The 24294-nt window shown below is 71.0% G+C and carries 20 protein-coding genes; 7 read left to right on the top strand and 13 right to left on the bottom strand.

Features of this window, described 5'->3' with window-relative positions; translation table 11 throughout:
* Positions 1-3 precede the first annotated feature (3 nt).
* The 3 genes from ACQGNW_RS10520 to ACQGNW_RS10510 all read right to left on the bottom strand — a co-directional run bounded on the left by ACQGNW_RS10520 (position 4) and on the right by ACQGNW_RS10510 (position 2435).
* Positions 4-984, bottom strand: coding sequence for a histidine kinase dimerization/phospho-acceptor domain-containing protein (locus ACQGNW_RS10520; protein WP_426663108.1), 981 nt, complete (start codon positions 982-984; stop codon positions 4-6).
* Between the two features lie 13 nt (positions 985-997).
* Complete coding sequence (locus tag ACQGNW_RS10515) at positions 998-1729, bottom strand: response regulator transcription factor (protein ID WP_426663107.1); 732 nt, start codon at positions 1727-1729, stop codon at positions 998-1000.
* An 88-nt stretch (positions 1730-1817) separates the two neighbouring features.
* Entirely contained in the window at positions 1818-2435 is a 618-nt protein-coding gene (locus ACQGNW_RS10510; RefSeq protein WP_426663106.1) for an arylesterase, read from the bottom strand.
* On the opposite strand from ACQGNW_RS10510, the gene ACQGNW_RS10505 reads away from it, so the two are divergent.
* The 5 genes from ACQGNW_RS10505 (at position 2434) to ACQGNW_RS10485 (ending at position 7963) form a co-directional block, all read left to right on the top strand.
* On the top strand, positions 2434-3135 hold the full coding sequence (locus ACQGNW_RS10505; protein WP_426663105.1) for an ABC transporter ATP-binding protein: 702 nt from the start codon (positions 2434-2436) through the stop codon (positions 3133-3135). The two genes, ACQGNW_RS10510 and ACQGNW_RS10505, sit on opposite strands and share 2 nt — an antisense overlap.
* Before the next feature lie 289 nt (positions 3136-3424).
* The gene (locus ACQGNW_RS10500) at positions 3425-5908 is read left to right on the top strand and encodes an ABC transporter permease (protein ID WP_426663104.1); all 2484 of its coding nucleotides are present in this window, start codon (positions 3425-3427) and stop codon (positions 5906-5908) included.
* Positions 5909-5954: 46 nt separating this feature from the next.
* Positions 5955-6584, top strand: coding sequence for a glutathione S-transferase family protein (locus ACQGNW_RS10495; RefSeq protein WP_426663103.1), 630 nt, complete (start codon positions 5955-5957; stop codon positions 6582-6584).
* Positions 6585-6635: 51 nt separating this feature from the next.
* The gene (locus ACQGNW_RS10490; protein WP_426663102.1) at positions 6636-6836 is read left to right on the top strand and encodes a glycine zipper domain-containing protein; all 201 of its coding nucleotides are present in this window, start codon (positions 6636-6638) and stop codon (positions 6834-6836) included.
* Positions 6833-7963 carry an SLC13 family permease gene (locus ACQGNW_RS10485; RefSeq protein WP_426663101.1) on the top strand — a complete coding sequence of 377 codons (1131 nt, stop codon included), beginning with the start codon at positions 6833-6835 and terminating at the stop codon, positions 7961-7963. Before ACQGNW_RS10490 ends, ACQGNW_RS10485 begins: the two co-directional genes overlap by 4 nt.
* An 805-nt stretch (positions 7964-8768) precedes the next feature.
* Here the strand turns inward: ACQGNW_RS10485 and ACQGNW_RS10480 are convergent.
* The 6 genes from ACQGNW_RS10480 to ACQGNW_RS10455 all read right to left on the bottom strand — a co-directional run bounded on the left by ACQGNW_RS10480 (position 8769) and on the right by ACQGNW_RS10455 (position 13499).
* Positions 8769-9548: a DUF4097 family beta strand repeat-containing protein gene (locus ACQGNW_RS10480; RefSeq protein WP_426663100.1), complete on the bottom strand. Its 780-nt coding sequence runs from the start codon at positions 9546-9548 to the stop codon at positions 8769-8771.
* 198 nt (positions 9549-9746) lie between these two features.
* Positions 9747-10547 (bottom strand): nucleoside triphosphate pyrophosphohydrolase, encoded by an 801-nt coding sequence (mazG, locus tag ACQGNW_RS10475; protein ID WP_426663099.1) that lies wholly within the window; start codon positions 10545-10547, stop codon positions 9747-9749.
* The gene (cysQ, locus tag ACQGNW_RS10470; RefSeq protein WP_426663098.1) at positions 10544-11365 is read right to left on the bottom strand and encodes a 3'(2'),5'-bisphosphate nucleotidase CysQ; all 822 of its coding nucleotides are present in this window, start codon (positions 11363-11365) and stop codon (positions 10544-10546) included. The genes mazG and cysQ overlap by 4 nt, the downstream gene beginning before the upstream one ends.
* On the bottom strand, positions 11362-11916 hold the full coding sequence (gene nudE, locus ACQGNW_RS10465) for an ADP compounds hydrolase NudE (RefSeq protein WP_426663097.1): 555 nt from the start codon (positions 11914-11916) through the stop codon (positions 11362-11364). Before nudE ends, cysQ begins: the two co-directional genes overlap by 4 nt.
* A gap of 18 nt (positions 11917-11934) precedes the next feature.
* The gene (locus ACQGNW_RS10460; RefSeq protein ID WP_426663096.1) at positions 11935-12711 is read right to left on the bottom strand and encodes an inositol monophosphatase family protein; all 777 of its coding nucleotides are present in this window, start codon (positions 12709-12711) and stop codon (positions 11935-11937) included.
* Positions 12708-13499 carry a type II secretion system protein N gene (locus ACQGNW_RS10455; RefSeq protein WP_426663095.1) on the bottom strand — a complete coding sequence of 264 codons (792 nt, stop codon included), beginning with the start codon at positions 13497-13499 and terminating at the stop codon, positions 12708-12710. Before ACQGNW_RS10455 ends, ACQGNW_RS10460 begins: the two co-directional genes overlap by 4 nt.
* Positions 13500-13564: 65 nt before the next feature.
* Between ACQGNW_RS10455 and ACQGNW_RS10450 the strand changes: the two genes are divergently transcribed.
* Complete coding sequence (locus ACQGNW_RS10450; RefSeq protein ID WP_426663094.1) at positions 13565-14929, top strand: adenosylmethionine--8-amino-7-oxononanoate transaminase; 1365 nt, start codon at positions 13565-13567, stop codon at positions 14927-14929.
* Between the two features lie 13 nt (positions 14930-14942).
* Here ACQGNW_RS10450 and ACQGNW_RS10445 read toward each other — a convergent pair whose 3' ends face one another.
* Positions 14943-15257: a hypothetical protein gene (locus ACQGNW_RS10445; protein WP_426663093.1), complete on the bottom strand. Its 315-nt coding sequence runs from the start codon at positions 15255-15257 to the stop codon at positions 14943-14945.
* 139 nt (positions 15258-15396) lie between these two features.
* Here ACQGNW_RS10445 and ACQGNW_RS10440 point away from each other — a divergent pair, with 139 nt between their 5' ends.
* Positions 15397-16131: a 16S rRNA (uracil(1498)-N(3))-methyltransferase gene (locus ACQGNW_RS10440; protein WP_426663092.1), complete on the top strand. Its 735-nt coding sequence runs from the start codon at positions 15397-15399 to the stop codon at positions 16129-16131.
* Positions 16132-16305: 174 nt separating this feature from the next.
* Here the strand turns inward: ACQGNW_RS10440 and ACQGNW_RS10435 are convergent, their stop codons facing one another.
* The 3 genes from ACQGNW_RS10435 to ACQGNW_RS10425 are packed head-to-tail and all read right to left on the bottom strand — an operon-like array spanning position 16306 to position 24276.
* Positions 16306-16803, bottom strand: coding sequence for a chemotaxis protein CheW (locus tag ACQGNW_RS10435; protein ID WP_426663091.1), 498 nt, complete (start codon positions 16801-16803; stop codon positions 16306-16308).
* Positions 16800-18356 (bottom strand): chemotaxis protein CheB, encoded by a 1557-nt coding sequence (locus ACQGNW_RS10430; RefSeq protein WP_426663090.1) that lies wholly within the window; start codon positions 18354-18356, stop codon positions 16800-16802. The genes ACQGNW_RS10435 and ACQGNW_RS10430 overlap by 4 nt, the downstream gene beginning before the upstream one ends.
* Positions 18349-24276 carry an Hpt domain-containing protein gene (locus ACQGNW_RS10425; protein ID WP_426663089.1) on the bottom strand — a complete coding sequence of 1976 codons (5928 nt, stop codon included), beginning with the start codon at positions 24274-24276 and terminating at the stop codon, positions 18349-18351. Before ACQGNW_RS10425 ends, ACQGNW_RS10430 begins: the two co-directional genes overlap by 8 nt.
* Between the last annotated feature and the right edge of the window lie 18 nt (positions 24277-24294).

Below are 24294 nucleotides of genomic sequence, written 5' to 3'. Positions count from 1 at the left end.
GTTTCAGGCCGCCACCGGCAAGGTGTGCGGGAAGCGCACGCGGGCCACGCCCGGCTTGCCCGGCGCATGCAATTCCAGCGGCCAGGCGAAGCGGTCGCTGATGCGCTGGGCGATCGCCAGCTCGAAGCTGAGCCGCTCGCTGCCGCTGCGGGCGGCGGCGTCGCCCGATGCATGGCTCACGGTGATCGCATCCGGCAGCACGGTGACCACCACCCGCCCCGTCCCGGCATGCTGGCAGGCATCGCGGATCAGCTGCCAGCACAGCACCGAGAACGCGCGCACCGAGCCGCGCAGCGCGAAGCGCGCCGGCTCTTCCAGCTGCAGTTCCACCGGGCTGCCCGCCATCAGGTCGCGCGCGGTCTCCAGCTCGCGACGCAGCACGTCGTTCACCACGAATCGCTCGACGGCGCCGCCGGGATCGGATTCGCGCGCGAGGATCAGCAGCACCTCGACCAGCGCCTCCAGCTCGCGCGTGGCGCGGTGGATGCGCCGCACCGAACGCCGCCCGGAGTCGCCGAGGCCGGTCTCGTCGGCCAGCATGTCCACCGCCATGCGGATCACGGTGAGCGGCGTGCGCAGCTCGTGGCTGGCGTCGCGGGTGAAGTTGCGCTCGCGCTGGCCGTAGTCGGCGATGCGCGAGGCGAAGCCGTGCAGCCCGCGCGCAAGCATCGCGAGGTCGGCGTCGGTGCGCCGCGACAGCCGCTCGGGGCGCAGCGCGGCCGGGTCGGATTGGCCGTCGCGCCACTCGCTGATCAGGCGCGCCAGCGCGCTCACCGGTTGCCATTCGCGGCGCGTCGCCAGCCAGGCCAGCCCGGTGACGATCACGATCACCGCGATCACTGCCGGCAACGGCGCCTGGTCGTACGTGCCCATCACGCAGACGATCGCCACCGCGACGAACTGCAGCGCAAACACCCAGGCGATGCGGCGCCGGAAGGCGCCGGCGCGGAAGATCACCGCGCCCTGCACTTCTTTCGCTTTCATCAACGTCCGCGCATCACGCCATGTGGGCGGCCGAGGCCACTTCCGCGTCGAGGTCCGCGAGCCGGTAGCCGGCCGAATGGATGGTGTGTAGCAGAGGCCGCGGGAAGGGTTTGTCAATGACGCGCCGCAGGTTGTACAGGTGCGAGCGCAGCGTGTCGGAGTCGGGCAGCATGTCGCCCCAGATCTCTCGTTCGATGTCGCGCCGGCTCACCACGCGCGGAGATTCGCGCATCAGGATCGCCAGCAGCTTCAGGCCGATCGGCGACACGGTGAGCTCCTGCCCCGCACGGGTCAGCCGCAGCGTGGCGGTGTCCAGCGTCATGTCGCCCACGTTGAGCACCTCGGCGGAGACCTGGCGGCGGTCGCGACGGATCAACGCGCGCAGCCGCGCCTCCAGCTCGCGCACCTCGAACGGCTTCACCAGGTAGTCGTCGGCGCCGGCCTCCAGGCCGGTCAGCTTGTCCTCCAGCGTGTCGCGCGCGGTGAGCATCAGCACCGGGGTGGCCTTCTTCGCCTCGCGGCGCAGCTTGCGGCAGACCTCGAGGCCGTCCAGGCCGGGCAGCATCAGGTCCAGCACGATCACGTCGTAGCTGCTGGTCACCGCGAGATGCAGCCCGCTGGCGCCGTCGGCGGCGTAGTCCACGGAATAGCCGCGGCGTTCGAGGAACTCGCCCACCGTCTCGGCGATCTGGCGGTTGTCCTCCACCAGCAGAATCAGGCCGGCCTGCTCGTCGTGTCCGCTCATGTCGCTTCTCCCGAATGGCTTCACAAATGTGAAGAGCTAACCGGGCACGGGGTGATGGCGGCGTGAAAACCGCAGGAAGACGTTCAGCTCACGGCTGCAGCAGGGGCTGCAGCACGCGCCACACGTTCTCCAGCACCCTCGGCTCGCCGGCGGCCAGCGGATGCAGCCCGTCGGCCTGCATCAAGGCGGGATCGAGCGCCACGCCGTCGAGCAGGAACGGCAGCAGGGCCACGTGCTTCTGTTTCGCCAGGCCGGCATAGACCGCGCGCAGGCCGTCGCGGTACTGCGGGCCGTAGTTCACCGGCAGCTCGATGCCGAGCAGCAGCACTTTCGCGTGGGTCGCCTGGGCCGCGGAGATCATCGCCGCAAGGTTGTCCCGCAACCGGGTCAGCGGCAGGCCCTGCAGGCCGTCGTTCGCCCCCAGCTCGATCACCACGACGCCGGGCCGGTAGGTTGCCAGCAACGCCGGCAGGCGGTTGCGCCCGGAGAGCGAGGTCTCGCCGCTGACGCTGGCATTGACCACGGTCCACGGCGGCGCCATCTTGCCCAGACGGACTTCCAGCAGATGCACCCAGCCCTGCTCCGTCGCAATGTTGTGCGCGGCGGACAGCGAATCGCCCAGCACCAGCACGGTCCGCGCAGGCATGGCCTGCGCCGTGACGGCAGCGCCGGCCAGCCACAGCAGCAAACACAGGAAACGACGCATGAGCGACACGCCCCACCTTGTCCTGGAAGCGCACGATGTTAGCAAGTCCGTGGATGGCCCCGAGGGGCGGCTGCAGATTCTCGACCGTGTGAGTCTCGCCGTCGGCGCGGGCGAGAGCTTCGCCATCGTCGGCGCCTCCGGTTCGGGCAAGACCACCCTGCTCGGCCTGCTCGCCGGACTGGACACGCCTAGCGCGGGCAGCATCCGCCTCGATGGCCATGCGCTGGAAACCCTGGGCGAGGAAGCCCGCGCCGACCTGCGCCGACGCCTGGTGGGCTTCGTGTTCCAGTCCTTCCACCTGTTGCCCGCACTCAGCGCCGAGGAAAACGTGATGCTGCCGCTGGAGCTGGAAGGGGACGCTCAGGCCCGTGCCAGGGCACGCGCGGCGCTGGAGGCGGTGGGTCTCGCGGCGCGGCGCCGGCATTATCCGGCGCAGCTCTCCGGCGGCGAGCAGCAGCGCGTGGCGATCGCCCGCGCCTTCGTGCACGGTCCGCGTCTGCTGTTCGCCGACGAACCCACCGGCAACCTCGACCAGCGCACCGGGCATCACGTCGCCGACCTCTTGTTCGCACTCAATCGCGACCACCGCACCACCCTGGTGCTGGTGACCCACGACGCGCAGCTCGCCGCGCGCTGCCAGCGGCGCATCGAGCTGGAGGAGGGGCGCGTGGTGGCGCCGGTTGCGGCGGTGGGCGCATGAGCGCGCGCATTTCTCCCATCGCCCGCTTGCGGGCGCGCGGGAAAGCGCCATGGATGGCGCCGGCTTTGAGGGGCGAGGAGAAGGGTTGGGGGAGAGGGGCTTTTGCTTCTGCGCTGTTGCAAGCAACACAGCAGTTTCGTGCGCCTGCCTCGGCACGAAACCGCTCTGAAACTTGCCGAAGCCCAAAAGCCAAAGCGCCCCTCACCCCAACCCTCTCCCCCAACGCTGTCGGGGGAGAAGGAGACAGCGCGCGCCAGCACGTCGCGCGCACGCCGACCGGAGCACAGCCATGAAGCTGCTGCGCCTCGCCCTGCGCAACCTGCGCCGCGAGTGGCGCCTGCCCGAGCTGCGCACGCTGGCCGGCTCCCTGCTGCTGGCGGTGCTGGCACTGGGCGTGGTGGCGACACTGGCCTCGCGGGTGGAACGCGGCATCCTCGCCAGTGCGGCGGAGCTGATCGGCGGCGACGTCGGCGTGTCGGCGCCGCAGGCCGTGCCGGACGCCTTTGCCGAACAGGCGCGCCGCGACGGCCTCGCCATCAGCCATGCCGCCGGCTTCCCCAGCGTGGCGTTCGCCAACGGCCGCAGCCAACTGCTCGACGTGCAGGCCACCGACGGCGCGTATCCGCTGCGCGGCAAGCTGGTGCTGGCCGATGCCGACGGGCGGCAACGCAGCGGCCACGGCCCGGCCGCCGGTACGGTGTACCTCGACCACCGCGCGCTGGTGGCGCTTGCGCTCAAGGTAGGCGACACGCTGCAACTGGGCGGCAGGCCGTTGCGCGTCGGCGCGCAACTGGTGCAGCAGCCCGACGGCGGCGCGCTGGTGGCACTGGCACCGCGCGCGCTGATGAGCCTGCAAGACGCCGAACAGGCCGGCCTGCTGGGCACGGGTAGCCGCGCGCATCACCGCCTGCTCCTCGCCGGCGCACCGCAGGCCGTCATCCGCTGGCGCGCCTGGGCGCAACGGCAACGCCTGCCGCAGGGCACGGAATTGATCACGCCGGAACAAACCCAGGAGCGCATGCGCACGGCCTTCGACCGCGCCGGCGCCTTCCTGCACCTCACCGCCCTGCTCGCCGCGCTGCTGGCCGGCGTGGCGATCGCGCTCTCCGCGCAGCGCTATGCGCGGCGCAAGACGCCCGAGGTGGCTCTGCTGCGCGCGCTGGGCACGCCGCGCCGGCGCGTGCTCGGCCTGCTGCTGCTCATGCTCGCCGCGCTGGCCCTGCCGGTGGCGCTGGCCGGCGTGCTGCTCACGTTGGGCGCGGCGCAACTGGCCTGGCAGTTCGCCAGCACGCTGTTCGGCGGCATTCCCACCGAACTGCCGCTGCTGCCCTCGCTCGGCGCCGCGGCGATGGGCCTGGCGGTGCTGGCCGGCTTCGCGCTGCCGCCACTGCTGCGGCTGGCCGAAGTGCCACCCGCGGCGGTGTTCCGCCAGAGCCTGGCGCGCCGGGTGCGCCGCTTCTACGCCTTGTACCTCGTGCCGGCGCTGGTGGCGCTGGCGTTGATCCGCAGCCAGAGCGGCTCGCTGAAACTCGCGCTCATCCTCGCCGCCAGCCTCGCCGGCGTGGCACTGGTGGCTGCGCTCGCCGCCGCGCTGCTGCTGTGGGCGGCGCGACGGGTGGCGCCGGGCGCGCATCCCGCCCTGCGCCTCGGCCTCGCCGCGCTGGCGCGACGGCGGGGCTTGAGCGTGGTGCAGGCCACCGCGCTGAGCCTGGGTCTCACGGCACTCTTGCTGTTGTCGGTGGTGGCACCGGCGCTGCTCGACGGCTGGCGCAGGGAGCTGCCCGCCGACACCCCGAACTGGTTCGCGCTGAACCTGCAGGACGACCAGCGCGCAGGCTTTGCGCAGGCGCTGGCGCGCATCGGCGCCGACCGGCTCAACATGATGCCGCTGGCGGTGGGCAAGCTCACCGCGATCAACGGCCGGCCCGTCGACAGCCAGCGCTTCGCCGACCCGCGCGCGAAGGACTGGGCCGACCGCCAGCTGCGGCTGTCCTGGGCCGCCACGCTGCCGCCCGCGAATCAGGTGATCGCCGGCCGCTGGTTCGTGGCACGACCGGTGCAGGCCGAGGTGTCGGTGGACCGCATGTGGCGCGACATGTTCGCGCTGAAGCTCGGTGACACGATGACCTTCGACGTGGGCGAGGGGCGCATCGACGCAAAGGTGGCGAGCTTCCGCCAAGTGGACTGGAGCTCGTTCCGGGTGAACTTCTTCCTGCTGCTCGATCCCGCGCACGCCGACGCGCTGCCGCACACCTGGCTGGCCAGCTTCCACCTGCCGCGCGGCCATGCGCAGGCGATGGCGCAGCTGTCGCGCGATTACTCCAACCTCAGCCTGGTGGACGTGGACGACCTGCTGGACCGCATCCGCCAGATCGTCGATCGCGTGGGCGGCGCGGTGCGCTGGATCCTCGGCTTCAGCCTGCTCGCCGGCGCGCTGGTACTGGCCGCCTCGCTGGCCGCCAGCGCCGCCGAGCGCCGCCACGAGGCGGCCCTGCTGCGTACGCTGGGCGCCCGCCGCGCGCAGCTGCGCGTGGCCGCCGCCTGCGAGTTCGCCCTGCTCGGCCTGATCGCCGGACTCACCGCCGCTTCGGGCGCCGCCGGCGCGGGCCTGTGGCTGGGCCGCACCGTGTTCCACATCGACGGTTTCTTGCCGCCGTCCTGGCCGCTGGCCCTGGGCGCGCTGGGCTGCGCCATCGTGGTAATGCTGCTCGGCCTCACGGGCACGCGCAAGGTGACGCACACCTCGCCGATGCGGCTGTTGCGGGAGGGGTGAGCGAACCGTCACCATCGGCGGAATCACTCGGCGGCCCGGAGGCCTCGTGTACATCCTCTACTACTCGCCCGGCACGGCCAGCATGGTCGTGCACCTTGCGCTGCTGGAAACCGGCGCACCGTACGAGCTGCGGCTGGTCGATTTCGACAAGGACGCGCAGCACGACACGGAATACCTCAAGCTCAACCCGCGCGGCGTGGTGCCCACCCTGGTGATCGACGGACGGCCGCGCGCCGAGTCGGCGGCGCTGCTGCAGATGCTGGCCGAGCGGCACCCGGAGGCGAAGCTGATTCCGCCCGCCGGCACGCCCGAGCGCGAGGCCTGGCTGCAGTGGACGGTGTATCTCAGCAACACGCTGATGTCGTCGTACCGCTTCTGGTTCTATCCCGCCGAGCTCGGCGGGGCGGAGCACACGCCGGAAGTCCGCGCCGCACTGCAGGCGAAGATCGCCGCGGTGTGGGACCTGCTCGACGCCCAGCTCGCGTCGCAGGGGCCGTACCTGCTGGGCAGCGACTTCTCCGGCGCCGACCTGCTGCTGACGATGCTGATGCGCTGGTCGCGCAACATGCCGCGCCCCGCCACTGGATGGCCTGCGCTGAAGCGGCTGGCCGACCTGGTGCGCGCACGGCCGAGCTGGAAAAAGCTGTACGAGCTGGAAGGCCTGAGCGAATGGTGATGCGCGCCACCCGCCGTCATCCCGGATAATCCGCACTCCCGAGGGTGCACCATGACCGACCGGAATCCACCCGGCAAACCCGACCCCGAACGCCAGCGCAGGCTGGGCATCGGCATCGCCATCGGCGTGGCCCTCGGCGCCGGGCTTGGCCTCGCCATGCGCAACCTCGCGGTGGGCATTGGCGCGGGCATCGCCATCGGTGTCGCGATCGGCGTCGGCAGCGGCAAGAACGACAAGCGGGACCGCAAGTGACGCCAGTCGCCGCCGCCAACGACTGGCGGGCCAAGCTGAAATCCGAGTGGCTGTTGCTGCTGTTCGCCGCGCTCGCGCTGGCGCTGGCCCTGCTCGACCCGCAGCCGGCGGCCAGCTACCGGCGCTGGCTGCAGGTTCCTACACTGGCCGGCCTGCTGGGGCTGATGGTGGCAATCCAGGGCATCCGCGACAGCGGCGCGGTGCAGCGCACGGCGGGTGCGCTGGTGGCGCACGTGCACACGCTGCGCGGCCTGGGTCTGCTGCTGGTGACCAGCACCGCCTTGCTGGCGATGGTGCTGACCAACGACGTGAGCCTGTTCCTGATCGTGCCGCTGACGCTGGCGATCGGCGCCATTTCCAACCTGCCGGTGGCGCGCATGGCCGTGCTGGAGGCACTGGCGGTGAACGCGGGCAGTACGCTGAGCCCGATCGGCAACCCGCAGAACCTCTTGCTGTGGCAGCACGCGCACCTGCCGTTCCTGCGCTTCGTGCTGGCGATGCTGCCGGCGGCGGCGGTGATGTTCGCGCTGGTGGCCGGACTCACGCTGGCATGGCTGCCGCGGGGCCGGGTGGCCCTGCAGGCCGCGCAGGTGGACGGCCACGCGGTGGCCGCGCCGCTGGCCGCGGGCTCGGTGGCGGCACTGGCGACGATGGTGCTCGCGATGGAATACGGCCATGCCGTGCCCGGCGCCCTGTTCCTGGTGCTGGCGTTCGCGCTGATGGCGCGGCGCAGCCTGGCGCGCATCGACTGGATGCTGCTCGCCACCTTCGCCGCGATCTTCCTCGGACTCGGGCATTTCGCCGAACTGCCGCAGGTGGCGCAAGGCCTCGACCGCCTTGCGCTCGGCCGGCCGCTGACGTTGTACGCCAGCGGCATCGTGGCCTCGCAGATCATCAGCAACGTGCCGGCCACGGTGCTGTTGCTGGGCCGCGCACACGACGCCACTGCGCTGGCGGTGGCGGTGAACGTGGGCGGCTTCGGATTGGCGATCGGCTCGCTGGCGAACCTGATCGCCCTGCGCCTGGCGCGGCAGCCGCATGGCCTGCGGATGTTCCATCGCGTGTCGGTGCCGTTCCTGCTGGTGTGCGCGCCGCTGGTGTATCTGGTCTGGCGGTGGCTGGGGTAGGCCTGCCGTTCCGCTGGCGCCTGTCACTTGGTGTGCGTTTGCCGATTGCGCTTCCGTTTTGCGATGGTGCAAACGTGGCAGGGCGGATTCGTGGAGTGCCGCTAGGGACGCGAGAGTTTCGGGTGCCCGTCGCAAGGAACAAGGCGGTTTCGGTCGCCTGCCGGCGCCCGAGTCCCTTCTCTTTGCTGGCCCACGCCCCCGCAGGAGCTGCGGCGAACGGCGAAGCCGGCCCGAAGGGCGGAGGGCGGGATGCCCGGAGTCAAGAGAAGTAACCAAGAGAAATGGCCTGGTTCAATCCGTCGGAACTACAAGCCCGACATGTCGAGGGGGTTGGAACCACTCCCGCCTACGCGATTGACGTGGCGGCCACGCCGCGCCGTATCTGGAAACTGAGGGAACAAGGCCTCGCGGCGCGGTGCGCCGCTTTGGCTTTGGCTGTTGCTTCTGCGCGCTGGGAGCGCGCTGCTACTCCGGGGCCCCTGGGTGGCGGTGAGGCGGGGACAATCAGGCCGCGCAGCGGGCGAGCCCACGGATGGGCTCGCCTTTTCGCGCGGGCAGGAGCCCGCTCGAAAAGCCCGGCACCGCCTCACGCACTCGCAGGGCAGGATGCCCGGAGAGCGCTGCCCCGCGGTGCCCTTTTCTCTTGGCTACTTCTCTTTTTGGCACGCAAAAGAGAAGTAGCTCGGGCGCCGGCAGGCGCTCGAAACCGCCTTGTTCCTTGCGGCAAACAGACGAAACCGCTTTGCCCCTTGCGGCAGACAGAACAACCCATGCCCCCGGCAAAAGAGGGAAAAGCGGAGCGCGGTCAGTCGTCGTCCCGCGGCACGCTGACCTTGCCCTTCACGCCGCTGTGATCGACGTCGCCGCTGCCCTTGGCACCGAGGCTGAGGTCGCCGCCCACGTCGTGCACGCCGAGGTCGCCCGAGCCCAGCGTGTCCACGTGCACGCTGCCGCCCACGTTGCGCAGCGTCACGTCACCGGAACCGATGCTGCCAACCTTCGCGTCGCCCTTCACGCCATGCGCCTTGAAGTCGCCCGAACCCACCGAGCCGACCTGCAGGCTGCCGACGTCGCTGGCGTCGACATCGCCCGAACCCACGCTGGTGCTGAAGGCGCCGGCGACGTTGCTGACATGCAGGTCGCCCGAGCCCACCATGCTGCGCAGCTGCTGCAGGCCGGCCACGGTGGCGTCGCCGGAACCCACGCGCACCGTCACCGGCAATTCCGGCGGCAGCTGCACGTTCGCTTCCAGGTTCGTGTAGGAACTGCCGAACAGGTGGATCGAGAACGAATGATGGCGGTCGCCGCCCAGCTCGACGATGAGCTGGTCGCCATCGCGGTGCTGGGTGATCTGCAGGTCTTCCAGCATCGCCGCGTCCGAGGCGCAGGCGCGGCCGTTCAGCACCAGCTGTTTCGTGCCGGGCGCGCCGTTCACGTGCAGGTCGTAGCTGTTGACGTCGATCTGCACGCCGCGCACGCCGGCGAGATCGAGCTGCAGGTTGCGCGGCGCCTCGTGTTTGCACTGGCCGGCGGCGAAGGCGGACAGCGGGGCGAGCAGCAGCAGGGCAAGTGCAGTACGGCGCATGGCGGATCTCCTCGGGTGGGTGTCGACGGGTTCTGATGCAGGCCGCCGGCGAAAGGTTGCAAGACCGTCGTCCATCAAGGGTGCGGCCAGGGATGGCTGCCCGCTTGATCTCCGCGACCGGGGATCGATCGCAAGCATCCATCGAGGCCAGGGGTAGCCGCCCGTTCGACCTTCGCGATCAGGAACGATCGCAAGGGCTCAATCCTGCTTGGCGCGCTGCCACAGGCGCTCCTGCGCGGGCAGGTCGTGGTCGGCAAGCGTGCCGCCGGCATCGGCGGCCAGTTGCTCCATGCGGCGGAAGCGTCGCTCGAACTTTGCGTTGGCGTGCCGCAGCGCACGCGAGAAATCCACGCCCGCGTGGCGGGCGAGGTTCGCCACCACGAACAGCACGTCGCCGATCTCGTCCTCCAGTCGTGCCGGGTCGGCACCCGCCTCGAATTCGGCGCGCACCTCGTCGATCTCCTCGGCCAGCTTGTCCAGCACCGGGCGGTAGTCCGGCCAGTCGAAGCCGACGGCGGCGGCGCGCTGCTGCAGCTTCGTTGCGCGCTTCCACTCCGGCAGGCCACGCGAAATGCCGGCCAGCGCGCTGGCATCATGCGCCTCGCCCTTCGCGAGGCGCTCGGCGGCCTTCAGCTCTTCCCACGCCTGCTTCTGCGCGTCCAGGTCCGCGTAGCATGCCCCGCCGAACACGTGCGGATGGCGGCGGATCATCTTGGCGCTGATCGCATGCGCCACGTCGGCGAAATCGAAGCGCCCCTGCTCGGCCGCCATCTGCGCATGGAACACCACCTGCAGCAGCAGGTCGCCCAGCTCCTCGCGCAGGTCGTCGAAGTCGCCGCGGTCGATCGCGTCGGCCACCTCGTAGGCTTCCTCGATGGTGTACGGCGCGATGCTGGCGAAGTCCTGCTGCACGTCCCATGGGCAACCCTGCGCGGGATCGCGCAGGCGCGCCATGATCGCCAGCAGGTCGTCGAGGCTGTGGCGTGCGGTTTCGCTCACGGCAGGCCGGCGTCGCGCAGCTTGGCGGGCCAGTCGAGGCCGGCGTCGCCCACCGCGATGAACTCGGGATTGAGCAGCGACTCGCCACGGTCGTAGCGCAATGGCTGGCCGGAGAGATCCAGCACGGCGCCGCCGGCCTCCTCCAGCACGCACTGCGCGGCGGCGGTATCCCACTCGCTGGTGGGGCCGCGGCGCAGGTAGACGTCCGCGCCACCGCGCGCGAGCAGGCAGAACTTCAGCGAGGAGCCCAGCGGCTGCAGGCTGTAGTCCTCGCCGATCAGGCGGCGCAGGGTCTCTTCCTGCGCGCCACCGTGCGAGCGGCTACCGGCCACGATGGCCGGCTGCGCCAGCGCGCGCGTGCCGATGCGCTCCCAGTCGCCGCCCTCTTCCACCTGCCACCACGCACCGGTGCCGCGTGCCGCGACGTAGAGATCGCCGGTCACCGGCGCCAGCACCACGCCCAGCACCGGCTGGTGCCGCTCGATCAGCGCGATGTTGACGGTGAACTCGCCGTTGCGCTTCACGAACTCGCGGGTGCCGTCGAGCGGATCGACCAGCCAGTGCCGCGTCCACGCCCGGCGCTGTTCCCACGGCTGCTGGCTGGCTTCCTCCGACACCAGTGGCAGCGCCGGCTCGATCCGCGCCAGGCCCTCGGCGATCACATGCTGCGCGGCCACGTCGGCGGCGGTGAGCGGCGAGCGGTCGTCCTTCAGCTCGACATCGAAGTCCTGGCGGTACACCTCGAGGATCGCCTCGCCCGCGCGGCGCGCCAGCGCACCGATCTCAAGCAGCAGCGGATGGTCCGGGGCGGCGCTCACGGCAAGGGCATCCTTCCGGCGAGGTATTCGCGCACCATGAACAGCGCGGCAATCGAGCGGCCCTCGGTGACGTCGTCTCGCGCCACCAGGGTGTGCAGGTCGGCAAGCTTCCAGGGCACCACTTCCAGCGGCTCGGGCTCGTCGCCGGGCAGGCGCTCGGGATAGAGCTCCTGCGCCAGCACCACGTGCGCGATGTGCGACATGTAGGACGGCGACAGCGACAGCTGGTGCAGCGGCGTGAGCCGGCGCGCGCCGTAGCCCACCTCCTCCTTCAGCTCGCGGTCGGCACCTTCCTCGACGGTTTCGCCGGGGTCGAGCCGGCCCTTGGGCAGGCCCAGTTCGTAGCGATCCAGGCCCACGCCGTATTCGCGCACCAGCAACACCGTCTCCGCGTCCAGCATCGGTACGATGATCACCGCGCCGAGCCCGCCGGGCCGCATGCGCTCAAAGGTGCGGCGCGCGCCGTTGGAGAATTCCAGGTCGACCTGTTCGAGACGCAGGAAACGGCTGCGCTCGATCTCGCGCGTGGCGTGGATGATGGGCTTGGGCATCGTGCGATTGTAACCGCGTCAAACCGCCAACCGGCGCAGCGCCTGCCGGTGGATCGCCACGGTGCCGGCCAGCACGCTGGTGGTTTCGAGCGTGGGCGGCTGTCCGGCGAGGTCGGTGAACGTGCCGCCGGCCTCGCGCACGATCGCCGCCAGCGCGGCCACGTCGAGTATGTTCACGTCCGACTCGATCACCAGGTCGAGCGAACCGCGGGCGAGCAGGTGGTAGTGGCAGAAGTCGCCGTAGCCGCGGATGCGGTTGCTGTCGCGGATCAGCGCGCCCAGCGCGGCCCAGCGCGCATCGCCGGTGAGCGTCTTCACGTTGCCGATGGAGAGCGATGCCTGCTTCATGTCGAAGGTGTCGGCCACGCGCACGCGCTCGCCCTCGAACCAGGCGCCGCCGCCGGCGCTGGCCCACATCGTCTCGCCGTAGACCGGTGCGCTGGACACGCCCAGCACCAGTTCGCCGCGATCCATCAGCGCGATCTGGGTGGAGAAGAAGGGCGTGCGCCGCACGAAGCTCTTGGTGCCGTCGAGCGGATCGACCAGCCACAGCAGGCCGTCGCGCGCACCGTCGAGGCCGTATTCCTCGCCGTAGATGGCGGCCTCCGGCAGCGCGGCGCGCAGCAGCTTGCGGATCGCCTGCTCGGCTTCGCGGTCGGCGATGGTCACCGGGGTGGCGTCGCCCTTGATCTCCACGTCCACGCCGCGCTTCCAGTAGTGCAGGATCACCTCGGCGGCGGCGGCGGCGGCTTCGCGGGCGGCGGCGAGGGCCAGCGCGGCGGTTTCGGCTTTCATCGTGCGGCTTTTCCCATGATGGATGCAGCGGCCAGTCCGCCGCTGCGTTCGAGGTGAATCGTGCCGCCGGCATCGGGCTGGCCCAGCGTGGCAAGCCAGCGCCGCAGGGCGGAATCGCCCTGCCGCGGCTGCAGCTCGCCCTGCAGGCGCCAGCCCAGCGGGCTCAACTGCAGCGCACCGCTGGTGCGCAGCGGGCCTTGTCCGTCGTCCTGCCATTGTGCATGGATCACGCCCCCCTGCGCAGTGACTTGCCCATGCAGGCCGCCCAGCGCCACGTCGCCGCCTTTCGTCCGCATCGCGGCCTGCCGCCATTGCAGTTCGGCCCGCATCCGCAGCGGCCAGCCACCCTGCAGCAGCGCATGGTCGGCACGCAGGACTAGCTCTCCCCGCGGTTGCCCCAGCGGCAGGCGCAGGCGCGGATCGGCCAGCGCGGACAGCTCCGCACGGGCCTGCAGGCCGCTCCATTCCATCCGGCCCGCGGGCAGTTTCCGGACCTGCCCGCTGAACGCGAATTGCGGTCCGGCGAAATCGACGCGCAGCTCCGCCCGCCCGAGCAGGATGCGATGCGACAGTTGCCATTGCAGGCGGCCGAGATCATGGCCGTCGGTCGACAGCACCCGTCCCGCGCGGCCGTCCCACAGCGTGCCGCCCACCTGCTGCAGGCGCAGGCCGTGCAGCGAAGGCTGCAACAGCGGCAAGGCCCAGCGCGCGGGCAGCCACCACAGCAGGAGCGCGGCCGCCAGCGCCACCGCTGCCACGGCCGCCAGGATTTTCCTCGGGGTTTTCAAGCAGGGATTCCGCATCTCCGATGGGCGCACTTGAGCGCGCGCCGGCGCAAGTCGATCATAACCGGATGACGAACCCTGCTGACCGCAACTCGGTGCTCGCCGCGCGCGACCTGAAGCACATCTGGCACCCCTGCACCCAGATGCACGACCACGAGACCGTTCCCCTGCTGCCGATCGTGCGCGGCGAGGGTGCGTGGCTGATCGACGCCGAGGGCCACCGCTACCTCGACGGTATCAGCTCGTGGTGGACGAACCTGTTCGGCCATGCCAACCCGCGCATCGCCGCCGCGTTGGCGGAACAGGCACGGACACTCGAACACGTGATCTTCGCCGGCTTCACCCATCCGCCCGCGATCGAGCTGGCCGAGCAGCTGGTGCGCATCACCCCACCCGGCCTGGACAAGGTGTTCTTCGCCGACAACGGCTCGGCGGCGATCGAGGTCGCGCTGAAGATGAGCTTCCACTACTGGCTGAACCAGGGCCGCGGCGACAAGACCCGCTTCATTGCGCTCAGCGGCAGCTACCACGGCGAGACGCTGGGCGCGCTGTCGGTGAGCGACGTGGCGCTCTACCGCAGGACCTATGCGCCGCTGCTGCTCACGCCGATCCTGGCGCCTTCGCCCGATGCCTACGAAGGCGAGCCGGGCGAAACGCCGGCACAGGTGGCCGCGCGGCGGCTGGAGGAATTGCGGGCGTTGCTGGAGTGCCACGCGTACGAGACCTGCGCGGTGATCGTGGAGCCGCTGGTGCAGTGCGCAGGCGGCATGCGCATGTACCACCCTGACTATCTCGCAGGGCTGCGGCGGCTGTGCGACGAGTACGCCGTGCACTTCATCGCCGACGAGATCGCGGTGGGCTTCGGCCGCACCGGCACGCTGTTCGCCTGCGAGCAGGCCAACGTGTCGCCGGATTTCATGTGCCTCTCCAAAGGCCTCACCGGCGGCACGCTGCCACTGTCGGTGGTGCTCACCACGAACAGCGTGTACGAGGCGTTCTACGCCGAATACGACGCCGGCAAGGCCTTCCTGCATTCGCACAGCTACACCGGCAACCCGCTGGCCTGCAGCGCGGCGCTGGCCACGCTGGCGATCTTCCGCGACGAGCCGGTGCTGGAGCGCAACCGCGCGCAGGCCGCCCACCTCGCCCGCCGGCTGGCACCGCTCGCCGACCATCCGCATGTGGCCGAGGTGCGCCAGACCGGCATGATCGCCGCGGTGGAACTCGTCGCCGACAAGGCCAGCCGCCGTCCCTTTCCCGCCAACGAGCGGCGCGGCCTGCGCGTTTACCTGCACGGCCTGCGGCACGAGGCGCTGCTGCGCCCGCTGGGCAACGTGGTCTACTTCATGCCGCCCTACGTGACCAGCGAGACGGAACTCGATCATCTGGTCGACGTGGCGACGGCCGGCATCGAGCGCGCCGTGGCGGACTGAGCCGCGGCGGCGTTCAGTGGACCGCCGGGTCCAGCATGCGCAGCGCCCCGGCGATGTCTTGCTGGCCGGTGCTGCGCAACTCCCTGGCGCTGTAGCTGCGCCCGAACGCGCCTTGCAGGCACTGCCCCTTCTTCGCCGGAATCAGGCTGCCGGTGTCGCGGATGCAGTTGCGGTCACCCGGCTTGATCACCTGATGCTGCCGGGCCGCCGGCCGGGCCGTGGCCTTCTGCATGGCGTCCGGCGCGGGTTGCGCCGTCTGCGCCGCCACGAGCGTGCCGATACCGAGACCGAACACTGCCGCCAGTGAAAGCATGGTCGTCTTGAGCATGGCGATTACCTCCTGCTGCTCCGTGACTCCAGCATCCTGCGCTCGGCCCGTACCGCAGGCAACCGGTGCCGGCCAGCGCCCCGGCATTCAGCTTGCGAGAGGGCTCGATTATGCTTGCGTTTTGCACCGAAGCCGCCCCATGCGCACCATCCGCATCCATGTCGACCTGCCGCTGACCGCCGGTGCCGAACTGGTGCTGCCGGCGCAGGCCGGCGAGCATGTGGCGCGCGTGCTGCGCCTCGCGACGGGCGACCCGCTGACCCTGTTCAACGGCGACGGCGCCGACTACGCCGCCACCATCCTGGCCGTAGGCAAGCGCGAGGTGCGTGTGCGGGTGCTGGATCGGCAGCCAGTGTCCCGCGAATCCCCGCTGCGGCTGACCCTCGCGCAGGGCGTGGCGCGTGGCGAGAAGATGGACCTGATCGTGCAGAAGGCCACCGAACTGGGCGTGGCACGCATCGTACCCCTGCTCACCGAGCGCTCCGAAGTGAAGCTCGACCCCGTTCGCGCGGAGAAGCGCCTGGCGCACTGGCGTGCGGTGGCGGCCAGCGCCTGCGAGCAGTGCGGCCGCGCCTGCCTGCCCGATATTCTTCCTGCCCTGCCGCTTCCGGCATGGTTGGCGTCACTCGCCGACGACGGCGCGTTGCGGCTGGCCCTGCTGCCCGAGGCAGACACTTCCGCGCGCGCGCTGCAGCCGCGCGAGGCCGGCGCCATGCTGGTGGTGGGGCCGGAAGGCGGCCTCGGCGAGCGCGATGTCGCCGCGCTGCTCGAAGCCGGCTTCGCCGGCCTGCGGCTGGGACCGCGCATCCTGCGCACCGAAACCGCCGGACTGGCGGCACTCGCTGCGCTGCAGGCGCTGCACGGGGATTTCTGACTGGCGGAAAATAAGGCTACTTGCGCACCCTTGGCCAGAGCAAGGCTGCGACAGAGACGAAAGCCACCGCCGCACCGTAAAAAGCCAGTTTGCCGCCAAATATCGCAGCAGCAACGAACGTCGTACCGCCCAGCGCGAACAACCCTCTTGCGAGCTTGGCCAGATAGCACTCCGTCACGCCACTCCGTGCAGCTCGGCCTCCCCGTCCAGACCCAGCAGGCGGACCAGTTCCGCCTCGATGCCCTCGAGGTCGGGAATCACCGCCACGTCGTCGCGCACCAGCACCTGGGCGCGCACGCCGGGCGGCAGCTCGTTGCCGTCGTGGGTGGGAATGATCAGCTCGGCGTTCAGCGTGGTCAGGCGCGGGAAGCCCTGCGTGAGCACGGCGACGAACGGGAGTCGCGGATGGCCGCCCAGCGCCTTCAGCACGGCCACGCGCACGGTCAGCTCGGCGTCGCCCTCGCCCGCACCGGCGAGCCTGGCGAACGACACCAGCGGCACGCGCCAGCCGCGCCAGGTGATGCGGCCAACCAGCCAGTCGGGCGCGCCTTCCACCGCCTCGTGAGCGGGCTGGGTGATCACTTCGGCCACGGTGGCGTTGGGCAGCAGCATGCGCAGGCTGCCGGCCGGCACCAGCACGCAGCGGATTTCGCGGGGCAACACGTCGCTCATGGATAGACCTCGATCAGGTGCGCCGCCAGTTCGTGCAGCGTTCCGGAATAGCTCACCAGCCGTTCGGCGAAGATGGCACTGACCATGTCGGCGAAGTGCTCGCCGCTGGACGCCTCCACCCAGACCTGGCCGCCGCGGTCGTGGATCGCCTGCGCGCCGGCCACCGCGTCGGTGGAGTGGCCGGCGAACACGATGCCCAGCGCGTCGCGCCCGAACACGTTCGCCGCCATGGTGAAGCTGGCATCTATCGACGGCTCCTGCGCGTCGTCGAGGCTGCGCAGCTCGACGCTGCCGTCGCGGCGCAGCTGCACCTGGCTGTCGGTCGGCGTCAGCAGCACTTCGCCGCCGCGGGCGCGACTGCCGTGCGCCGCCAGCCGCACCGGCAGGCTGGAACGGGTCGCCAGCCGCTGCAGCACGGCTGCGGCGGGCTGCCCGCCGAAGTGCTGGGTCAGCAGGATCGTGTGGCGCGCCGTGCCAGGCAGCGTCGCCAGGAAGTCGCACACCGCATCGAGGCCGTCGACGGCGGCGCCGAGCAGCACCACGCGGCTGGGCACGCTGCCGAGATCGTCGAGCAGCATTTCGGCCGGCTCCCAGGCCTGCGGCGCCACGGCTTCTTCCATCGACACCAGCTCCAGGCTCATCGTCGGCTGGAATTCCGGCGCCGCCGGCTCGACGTCCGGGGCGAGGAAATCGGCGGCGCTCAGCTTCTGGATGCCGAATTCGGCGGCGTCGGGAAGTGTCGCATCGGCTTGCGTGGCAGCTTCGTCGTCGACCAGCGCCCAGCTTTCGGGAGCTGCCGGCGCCCTTGGCGCCGCCACCGCCTCGACCGGCGTCGCGGCCGGTTCCTCATCCAGCGGCAGCGCGTAGCCGAAATCGCCGTCGTGCAGGGGCAGTTCCTCGCGCTGCGCGGGCGACGGCGTGTCCTGTTCCGGCAGCGGCTCGTCGGCCGCCAGCAATGCGGCCAGCTCCGCCTCCAGGTCGTCCGAGGCGGCGCGGCTCTGCGCCACCTGTTCGCCATCATGATCGTGGATCGCGGCCAGTTCCGCTTCGTCACGGCCGGCCGGCTCCGGCATGGCCGGTTCGTGGATCGCCGGTTCGGGCGGGAACACCGCCACGGGCTCGGGTACCGCTGCCACGGCCGGCTCGGCGCTGGCCGCGGCCACTGCCGCCGGCACCGCCTCCACCGTCAGCGCGTCCGCCGGGCGCGGCGGGTCCACGTCGCCGCTGGCCAGCACCTTGACCGCGAGGTGGCGGGCCCAGCGCGCGCGGTCCCAGCCGCTCAGCGCACGGCTGGCGCGGGCATCGTTGAACACCAGGCGCGGACGCTCGCCGTCGATCATCTCGACCAGGCGATCGAAGGCCGCGTCATCCTCCTCGTCCAGGTTCACCACCAGCACATCGGGATCGAGCTGCCGCTGCAGGCCGGCATCGAAGCCCGCGACGTTGCCCTCATGCACGATCCGCGCACCGTGTTCCTGCAACACCTGGCGCAGGTGGCCTCCCAGCTCGGCATCGTCGAACAGCAGCGCCACCGAAGGCCGCGCCTCAGCCATGGTGCGGCTCCTGCGCCAGCAGTGCCACCGCGTGCTGCTCCAGCACTTCGCCGATCTGGGTGAGTAGCTCGGCCTCCTGATACGGCTTGCCGAGGTAGCGGTCCACGCCGATGTCGAACGCGCGCTGGCGGTGCTTTTCGCCGGTACGCGAGGTGATCATGATGATCGGTACCTCGCGCAGGCGCGGATCCGCCTTCATGTGGGTGGCCAGTTCGTAGCCGTCCATGCGCGGCATCTCGATGTCCAGCAGCATCAGGTCGGGCACGCGCTCGTGCAGTTTCTCCAGCGCGTCGACGCCGTCCTTCGCGGTGCTGACCTCGTACTCGTGGCGCTCCAGCACGCGGCCGGTGACCTTGCGCATGGTGATCGAATCGTCCACCACCATCACCAGCGGCCGCGCGCGCTGTTCCTCGACCAGCGGCAGCTCGACCGCGCTGAGGCCTTCGGCCAGGCGTTGCTCGCGCCGCACGACACCGTGGCGGACCAGCGGCGCCAGGTCGAGAATCACCAGCACCGAGCCGTCGCCCATGATGGTGGCGCCCAGCACGCCGGGCACCGAACTCACCTGCGGGCCGACCGACTTCACCACGATCTCGCGCGAGCCCAGCACCGCGTCGATGCGGATCGCCGCGCGCAGGTCGCCGGCGCGGGTGAGCAGCAGCGGCGGCTGTTCGCCCTCCGGCACCGCGCCGGGCGGCAGGCCGAGCAGTTCGGCCAGATCGTGGATGCCGTACTGCTCGCCGCCGTGGGCGAACACCGGCTCGTGCTCGGCCAGCTTGGCTGCCAGCTCGTCGGGGCTGATTCGCGCCACGCCCTGCACCGAGGTCATCGGGATCGCGAACGTGCTCTCGCCGATGCGCACCAGGATCGCCTGGGTCACGGCGAGGGTGAACGGCAGGCGCAGCACGAAGGTGGTGCCCTGCCCCGGTTGCGACTCGATCGCCAGCGAACCGCCCAGCTGCTTGATCTCGTTCGCCACCACGTCCATGCCCACGCCGCGGCCGGCCAGCTGGGTGACCGTGCTGGCGGTGGAGAAGCCCGGCTGGGTGATCAGCGCGAGCACCTGGTCGTCGCTCAGGCGCGCGTCGGCGCGGATCAGGCCGCGCTCCACGCCGCGCTTGCGCACCGCCTCGCGGTCGAGGCCACGGCCGTCGTCGCTGACCCGCACCACCACCTCGGTGGCCTCGCGCGCCACGCGGATGCGCACCATGCCCTCGGCCGGCTTGCCCGCCTTGCGGCGCTCCTGCGGCGATTCGATGCCGTGCGCCACCGCGTTGCGCAGCATGTGCTCGAACGGCGCCTTGATGCGGTCGAGCAGATTGCGGTCCATTTCGCCGTGGGCGCCCTCCACGTGGAGCTGGGCCTGCTTGCCCTCCTCCTGCGCCGCCTGGCGCAGGGTGCGGCGCAGGTTCGGCACCATGGTGTCGAACGGCAGCATGCGCGTGCGCAGCAGGCCTTCCTGCAGCTCGGTGCTGACGCGCGACTGCTGCACCAGCAGGTTCTCGGCCTGGCGGGTCAGCTCGTCCAGCATGCCCTGGATCGACACCAGGTCCGATACCGACTCGGCCAGCGCGCGCGAGTACTGCTGCAGCTGCGAGAAACGGTCGAGTTCCAGCGGGTCGAACACGGTGGAGCTGCCGGCCTCGCGATGCTCGCGCTGGAAGCGCGCGATGATCTGCGCCTCGGTCTCGATTTCCAGCATGCGCAGCTGGCTGCGCAGGCGCTGCACGGTTTGGTCCAGCTCGACCAGGTTGAAGCGGTAGCCGGACACCTGCTGCTCCAGGCGCGAGCGATAGATCGCCACTTCGCCGGCGTGGTTCACCAGGTTGTCGAGCAGTTCGGCGCGGACGCGGATCTGCTCCTGCGCCGAGGGCGCCTCGGCCCCCTGTTCCGTCGGCAGCAGGTCGGGCAACGGCATCGCGGCGGGCTGCGCCGCCGGCGCCGCACGGGCGGCCGGCTCCGCGTCGTCGACAAACCGGTGCTCGCCGGCCAGCGCCAGCAGCTGATCGATCGCGGATTGCGGATAGGCCGGCGCCTGTCCCTGCGACACCTGCTGCACCATGGTGTGCAGCTGGTCGAAACTGGTTTCCAGCACGCCGATCAGCGGGATCGCCTGGGCGGCATCGGCCACCGGCTTCTCCAGCAGCGTCTCGATCGCGTGGGCCAGGTCGCCCACCGACATCAGGCCGGCGATGCGCGCGCCGCCCTTGAGCGTGTGCAAGTCGCGCTGCAGCTCGGGCAGGTGGCCGCTCGCGGTCGGCTCGGCGTGCCACTGCGCCAGCACGCCGTCGGCGTGGTCGAGGATCTCGCGCGCCTCCTCCACGAAGACCTCGAGCAGGTCGGCGTCGATCGGCAGGGCGGCGGCCGTCGCCTCGGCAGCGGGCGCGGCATGTGCGGTTTCGGCGGCAGACTGGCGGGCCGCCTCGGCCTCGCGTTCCGCGGCCTGCCTGGCCTGCTCCGCTGCCGCGGCTTCCGCGGCGCGCTGTTCGGCCGCCGCCTTTTCCGCCGCTGCGCGCATCTGCGCTTCGGCGGCCTCGCGGGCGGCGCGTTCCTGCGCCAGCCTCGCCTGTTCGGCGCGCTCCTGGTCGAGGCGTTCCTGCTCTGCCTTCGCCTGCGCCGCCTGCTCGGCTTCGGCGCGTTCCTCCGCTTCCCGTTCGGCGGCTTCGCGGGCACGCTGCTCGGCTTCGACGCGTTCTGCCTCGGCGCGTTCCGCCTCGGCATGCCCGGCTTCGGCGGGCGCCTTCGGCTCGAAGGCGCCCAGCGCAGCCATCAGCTCGCTGGCATAGTCGTCGTGGCCGCCGTCCTCCGGCAGCACGCCCGGCAAGGCATGTTCGCCGGCGCCAGCCGCTTCGTGAGCATCCGCGCCGTCGGCGCGGGCCGGTGGTTCGACCGGCGACGGCGCGGCCTCGGCATGCGGCTCGGCGCCGACATGCGCCACCTGCGACTCCGGATAGCGGTCGCGCAGCTCGGCCAGCTGGGTGGTGAGCAGATCGACATTCGGCAACTGCGGCACCGCCACGTCGAACTGGGCCATCACGTGGTCGACCACGTCGGCCGAGCGGTCGAGCAGACGCACGCCTTCCACCGGCAACGCCTGTCCGGCGGCGCGCACGCGCTTGAGCAGGTTTTCCAGCGGCGACAGCAGCTGGGTGAGCAGCGGAATCTCGACCATCGCGATCGCGCCATGCAGCGTGTGCACGGCGCGCAGCAGGTCCTCGCCCACCGACAGTTCGCCGCTGCTGCGCTGGATCGCGGTGCGGATCGTCTGCAGGTACTGGGCGACCTCGCTGCGCAGGATCTCCAGCAGCACCGGGTCGACCGACGGCAACGGCGAGATGGCCAGCGACACCGGCGGCTCGGCCGGCGCCGGGGCGGCAACGCTGCCAGCATCGGTAATCCCGGCAGCCGGGACCGCGGTGGCCGCACCGTCGAGCCGGGGCACGCGGCGGCGCACGGTGCGGCGTACGGTTTGCATCGCGACCGGCGCGTGGTCCTCGACCCGCGCGGCGGCATCGCCGGCGGCGATCCGGGCGGCGGTCTGCATGATCGCCTCGACCGGCGCGTGCGGCGCGCCCTCGCCCTTCAGCGAGGCCAGCAGCTGCGGCAGCGCGTCGATGGCGTGGCGCACCAGCGCCTGCACGCCCGCGTGCGGCTCGATGGTGTGGTCGAGCACACGGTTGAGCATGTCCTCCACCTTCCAGGCGAACTCGCCAAGTGCGGCGATGCCCACCAGGCGGCCCGAGCCCTTCAGGGTGTGGAACGAACGGCGAATCGGCGTCAGCAGTTCCAGCTGCGACGGCTCGGCCAGCCAGCTGCCCTCGGCGCCGCGCAGGTTGTCGATCTCCTCCTGCATCTCCTCCAGGAAGATCTCGCGGATGTCGTCGTCGATGCCCTCGGCCTGGTGGTCGAAGCGGAACGCGCCGGCCAGCACATCGTGCACCGGCACCTGTTCCTCGATCTCCTCCTCGACCTCGATCCAGTCGGCGTCGTCGCCGGCCGCATCGGCGGCCAGCGGCGGCGCGGTGGGTTCGGTCTGCGCGTAGCGCAGACCGTCGACGTCGTGCGCCGGCGTCTCGCGCGGCGCTTCCGGAGCCACGAACAGGTGGCTGGCGTCGCTGCCGGGATACAGGCTCACCGGCTCGGACAGGGTCTCGTCGCCGCGCGCCGGCGCGTCCTGCGTCGGCGCATCGGCCACCGGCATCGGCCGTTCGGCGGGCAGCGGCCAGTAGCCGAGCTGGCCGAGGCTGTGCTCGGCCACGTCGATGATGTGCGCCAGGCCGCCGCGATGCTCGCGCGCCGCTTCCAGGTAGTACTCCAGCGCAGCCAGCGCATCGGCCAGGTGGTCCATCTGCGCGCTGCTGGGCACGCGGCGGTCGACCAGCAGTTCGTTGCGGATGAAACGGCCGATGCCTTCGGCCAGTTCGGCCGGCCGTTCGGCCGACAGCATGCGCGCGGCACCGGCGACTTCGCCCATCTGGGCCGGCGCATCGGCCAGCCCGTTGTGCTCCCAGCCGGATTCGACGAAGGCGACGATGGCCTCCTTCACCTTCTCGGTGTTGTGGATCGCCTCCTGCATCACCGTGCTGAGGATGCCTTGCGCCTCGCTGCGCGGCAGGCCGGGCGCCACCGCGGCATCATGCGGCTCGTCGCCCGCACCGAGGCTCTCGATGTGGTCGTCCAGCGACGCTTCCACGTACAGCAGCGCGCCGGCCACGTCGAGCAGGATGTCCTCGTCGACGGCACGCAGCTTGTTGACGATCTCGTCGAGCACACGCCGCTGCTCCTCCACCACCCGGCGCGGTACGGACAGCGCCAGCATGCCGAGGGTGTCGCCCACGCGGCCCAGCAGCTCGCACTGCGGCGCCAGCGAGGCCGGATCGGCGTCGGGCTGCCGCTGGAACAGGTCGAGCGCCTCCTTGACGCGCAGCAGGTCGTCCTTCAGCGCGCGCGCCACCGAGTCGAGCAGGGCGCGGTTGTGCCCGGCCATCGAGCCGCGGGCGTGCTCCAGTTCATCGGCATCGGGCAGCAGGTTGTCCAGCGCATAGGTGCGGCGCAGCAGCTCCATGTGCGGGCTGTGCTGGCGCGACTGCGCCACGATGTAGAGCAGACGGTTGCACAGTTCGTCGGCGTCGCCGCCGCGCAGGCTGTCCTCGCCCTGCTCGATCAGCTGGCGGATGTGGCGGTCCGCCTTGCCGATCAGCTGGCGCAGCTCGGCGGCATGCGCGCCGAGCATGCCGCGCTCGAGTCCTTCCACCACGCCGGCAGTGATCCACCACAGGCGCCGGCCGTGCACGTGGAAGCAGCGGGCGGCGATTGCCAGCAGCGCCTTGCGCATGCCGGCCAGCGGCTGCGATTGCGACTGACCGCGGAACCAGGCGAGCATGTGCTGCTGGAACTGCAGGCGCAGCTCGACCAGCTCGCCGCGGCGCGCCTCGGCCTGCGCCTCGCTCATCGCGGCAGGCGCCTGGGTGGGCAGGAAGGCGTCGAGGTTGGGATGGAACAGCGCCGCCTCGGTCAGCGCCTCCTTGCCGCAGCTGGCGCGCAGGTCGTTCAGCAGCGGCAGCAGCACCACCGGCACGTCGCGATGGCCGCCGGCAAGGCGCTCGAGGTAGTCGGGCAGCTGCATCAGGCCGCGCATCAGCACGGCATAGGCTTCCTCGCGCTGCGCGACATGATCCTCCAGCAGCGCGATGGCGAGCGCTTCCATCTCGGTCGCGACCATCGCCGGGCCGGGCAGCTCGACCATCCGCAGCGTGCCCTGCACCTGGTGCAGGCTGCCGGCGCAGGCGCGCATCGCGGCGCCGTTGGCCGGGTTGTCCACGTAGGACTCCAGCGATTCGCGGGCATCCGCCAGCGTCTGCTCCAGCTCGGGACGAACCCACTGCAGGGTGGTGAAATCAATGTTGTCTTGAAGTCTCATGCGCTTCTCTCAGCGATT

It is taken from the genome of Rhodanobacter aciditrophus (genome assembly GCF_050026795.1).
GTDB lineage: Bacteria > Pseudomonadota > Gammaproteobacteria > Xanthomonadales > Rhodanobacteraceae > Rhodanobacter_A.
The sequence above is the reverse complement of the archived record's forward strand: the minus strand, read 5'-3'. Positions and strand labels throughout refer to the sequence as shown.

Excerpts from the sequence above, each read along its gene's own strand:
- ACQGNW_RS10520 (WP_426663108.1), bottom strand. The coding sequence starts at position 984 with ATGAAAGCGAAAGAAGTGCAGGGCGCGGTGATCTTCCGCGCCGGCGCC.
- ACQGNW_RS10515 (WP_426663107.1), bottom strand. The coding sequence starts at position 1,729 with ATGAGCGGACACGACGAGCAGGCCGGCCTGATTCTGCTGGTGGAGGAC.
- ACQGNW_RS10505 (WP_426663105.1), top strand. The coding sequence starts at position 2,434 with ATGAGCGACACGCCCCACCTTGTCCTGGAAGCGCACGATGTTAGCAAG.
- ACQGNW_RS10510 (WP_426663106.1), bottom strand. The coding sequence starts at position 2,435 with ATGCGTCGTTTCCTGTGTTTGCTGCTGTGGCTGGCCGGCGCTGCCGTC.
- ACQGNW_RS10500 (WP_426663104.1), top strand. The coding sequence starts at position 3,425 with ATGAAGCTGCTGCGCCTCGCCCTGCGCAACCTGCGCCGCGAGTGGCGC.
- ACQGNW_RS10490 (WP_426663102.1), top strand. The coding sequence starts at position 6,636 with ATGACCGACCGGAATCCACCCGGCAAACCCGACCCCGAACGCCAGCGC.
- ACQGNW_RS10480 (WP_426663100.1), bottom strand. The coding sequence starts at position 9,548 with ATGCGCCGTACTGCACTTGCCCTGCTGCTGCTCGCCCCGCTGTCCGCC.
- nudE (WP_426663097.1), bottom strand. The coding sequence starts at position 11,916 with ATGCCCAAGCCCATCATCCACGCCACGCGCGAGATCGAGCGCAGCCGT.
- ACQGNW_RS10460 (WP_426663096.1), bottom strand. The coding sequence starts at position 12,711 with ATGAAAGCCGAAACCGCCGCGCTGGCCCTCGCCGCCGCCCGCGAAGCC.
- ACQGNW_RS10450 (WP_426663094.1), top strand. The coding sequence starts at position 13,565 with ATGACGAACCCTGCTGACCGCAACTCGGTGCTCGCCGCGCGCGACCTG.
- ACQGNW_RS10445 (WP_426663093.1), bottom strand. The coding sequence starts at position 15,257 with ATGCTCAAGACGACCATGCTTTCACTGGCGGCAGTGTTCGGTCTCGGT.
- ACQGNW_RS10440 (WP_426663092.1), top strand. The coding sequence starts at position 15,397 with ATGCGCACCATCCGCATCCATGTCGACCTGCCGCTGACCGCCGGTGCC.
- ACQGNW_RS10435 (WP_426663091.1), bottom strand. The coding sequence starts at position 16,803 with ATGAGCGACGTGTTGCCCCGCGAAATCCGCTGCGTGCTGGTGCCGGCC.
- ACQGNW_RS10430 (WP_426663090.1), bottom strand. The coding sequence starts at position 18,356 with ATGGCTGAGGCGCGGCCTTCGGTGGCGCTGCTGTTCGACGATGCCGAG.
- ACQGNW_RS10425 (WP_426663089.1), bottom strand. The coding sequence starts at position 24,276 with ATGAGACTTCAAGACAACATTGATTTCACCACCCTGCAGTGGGTTCGT.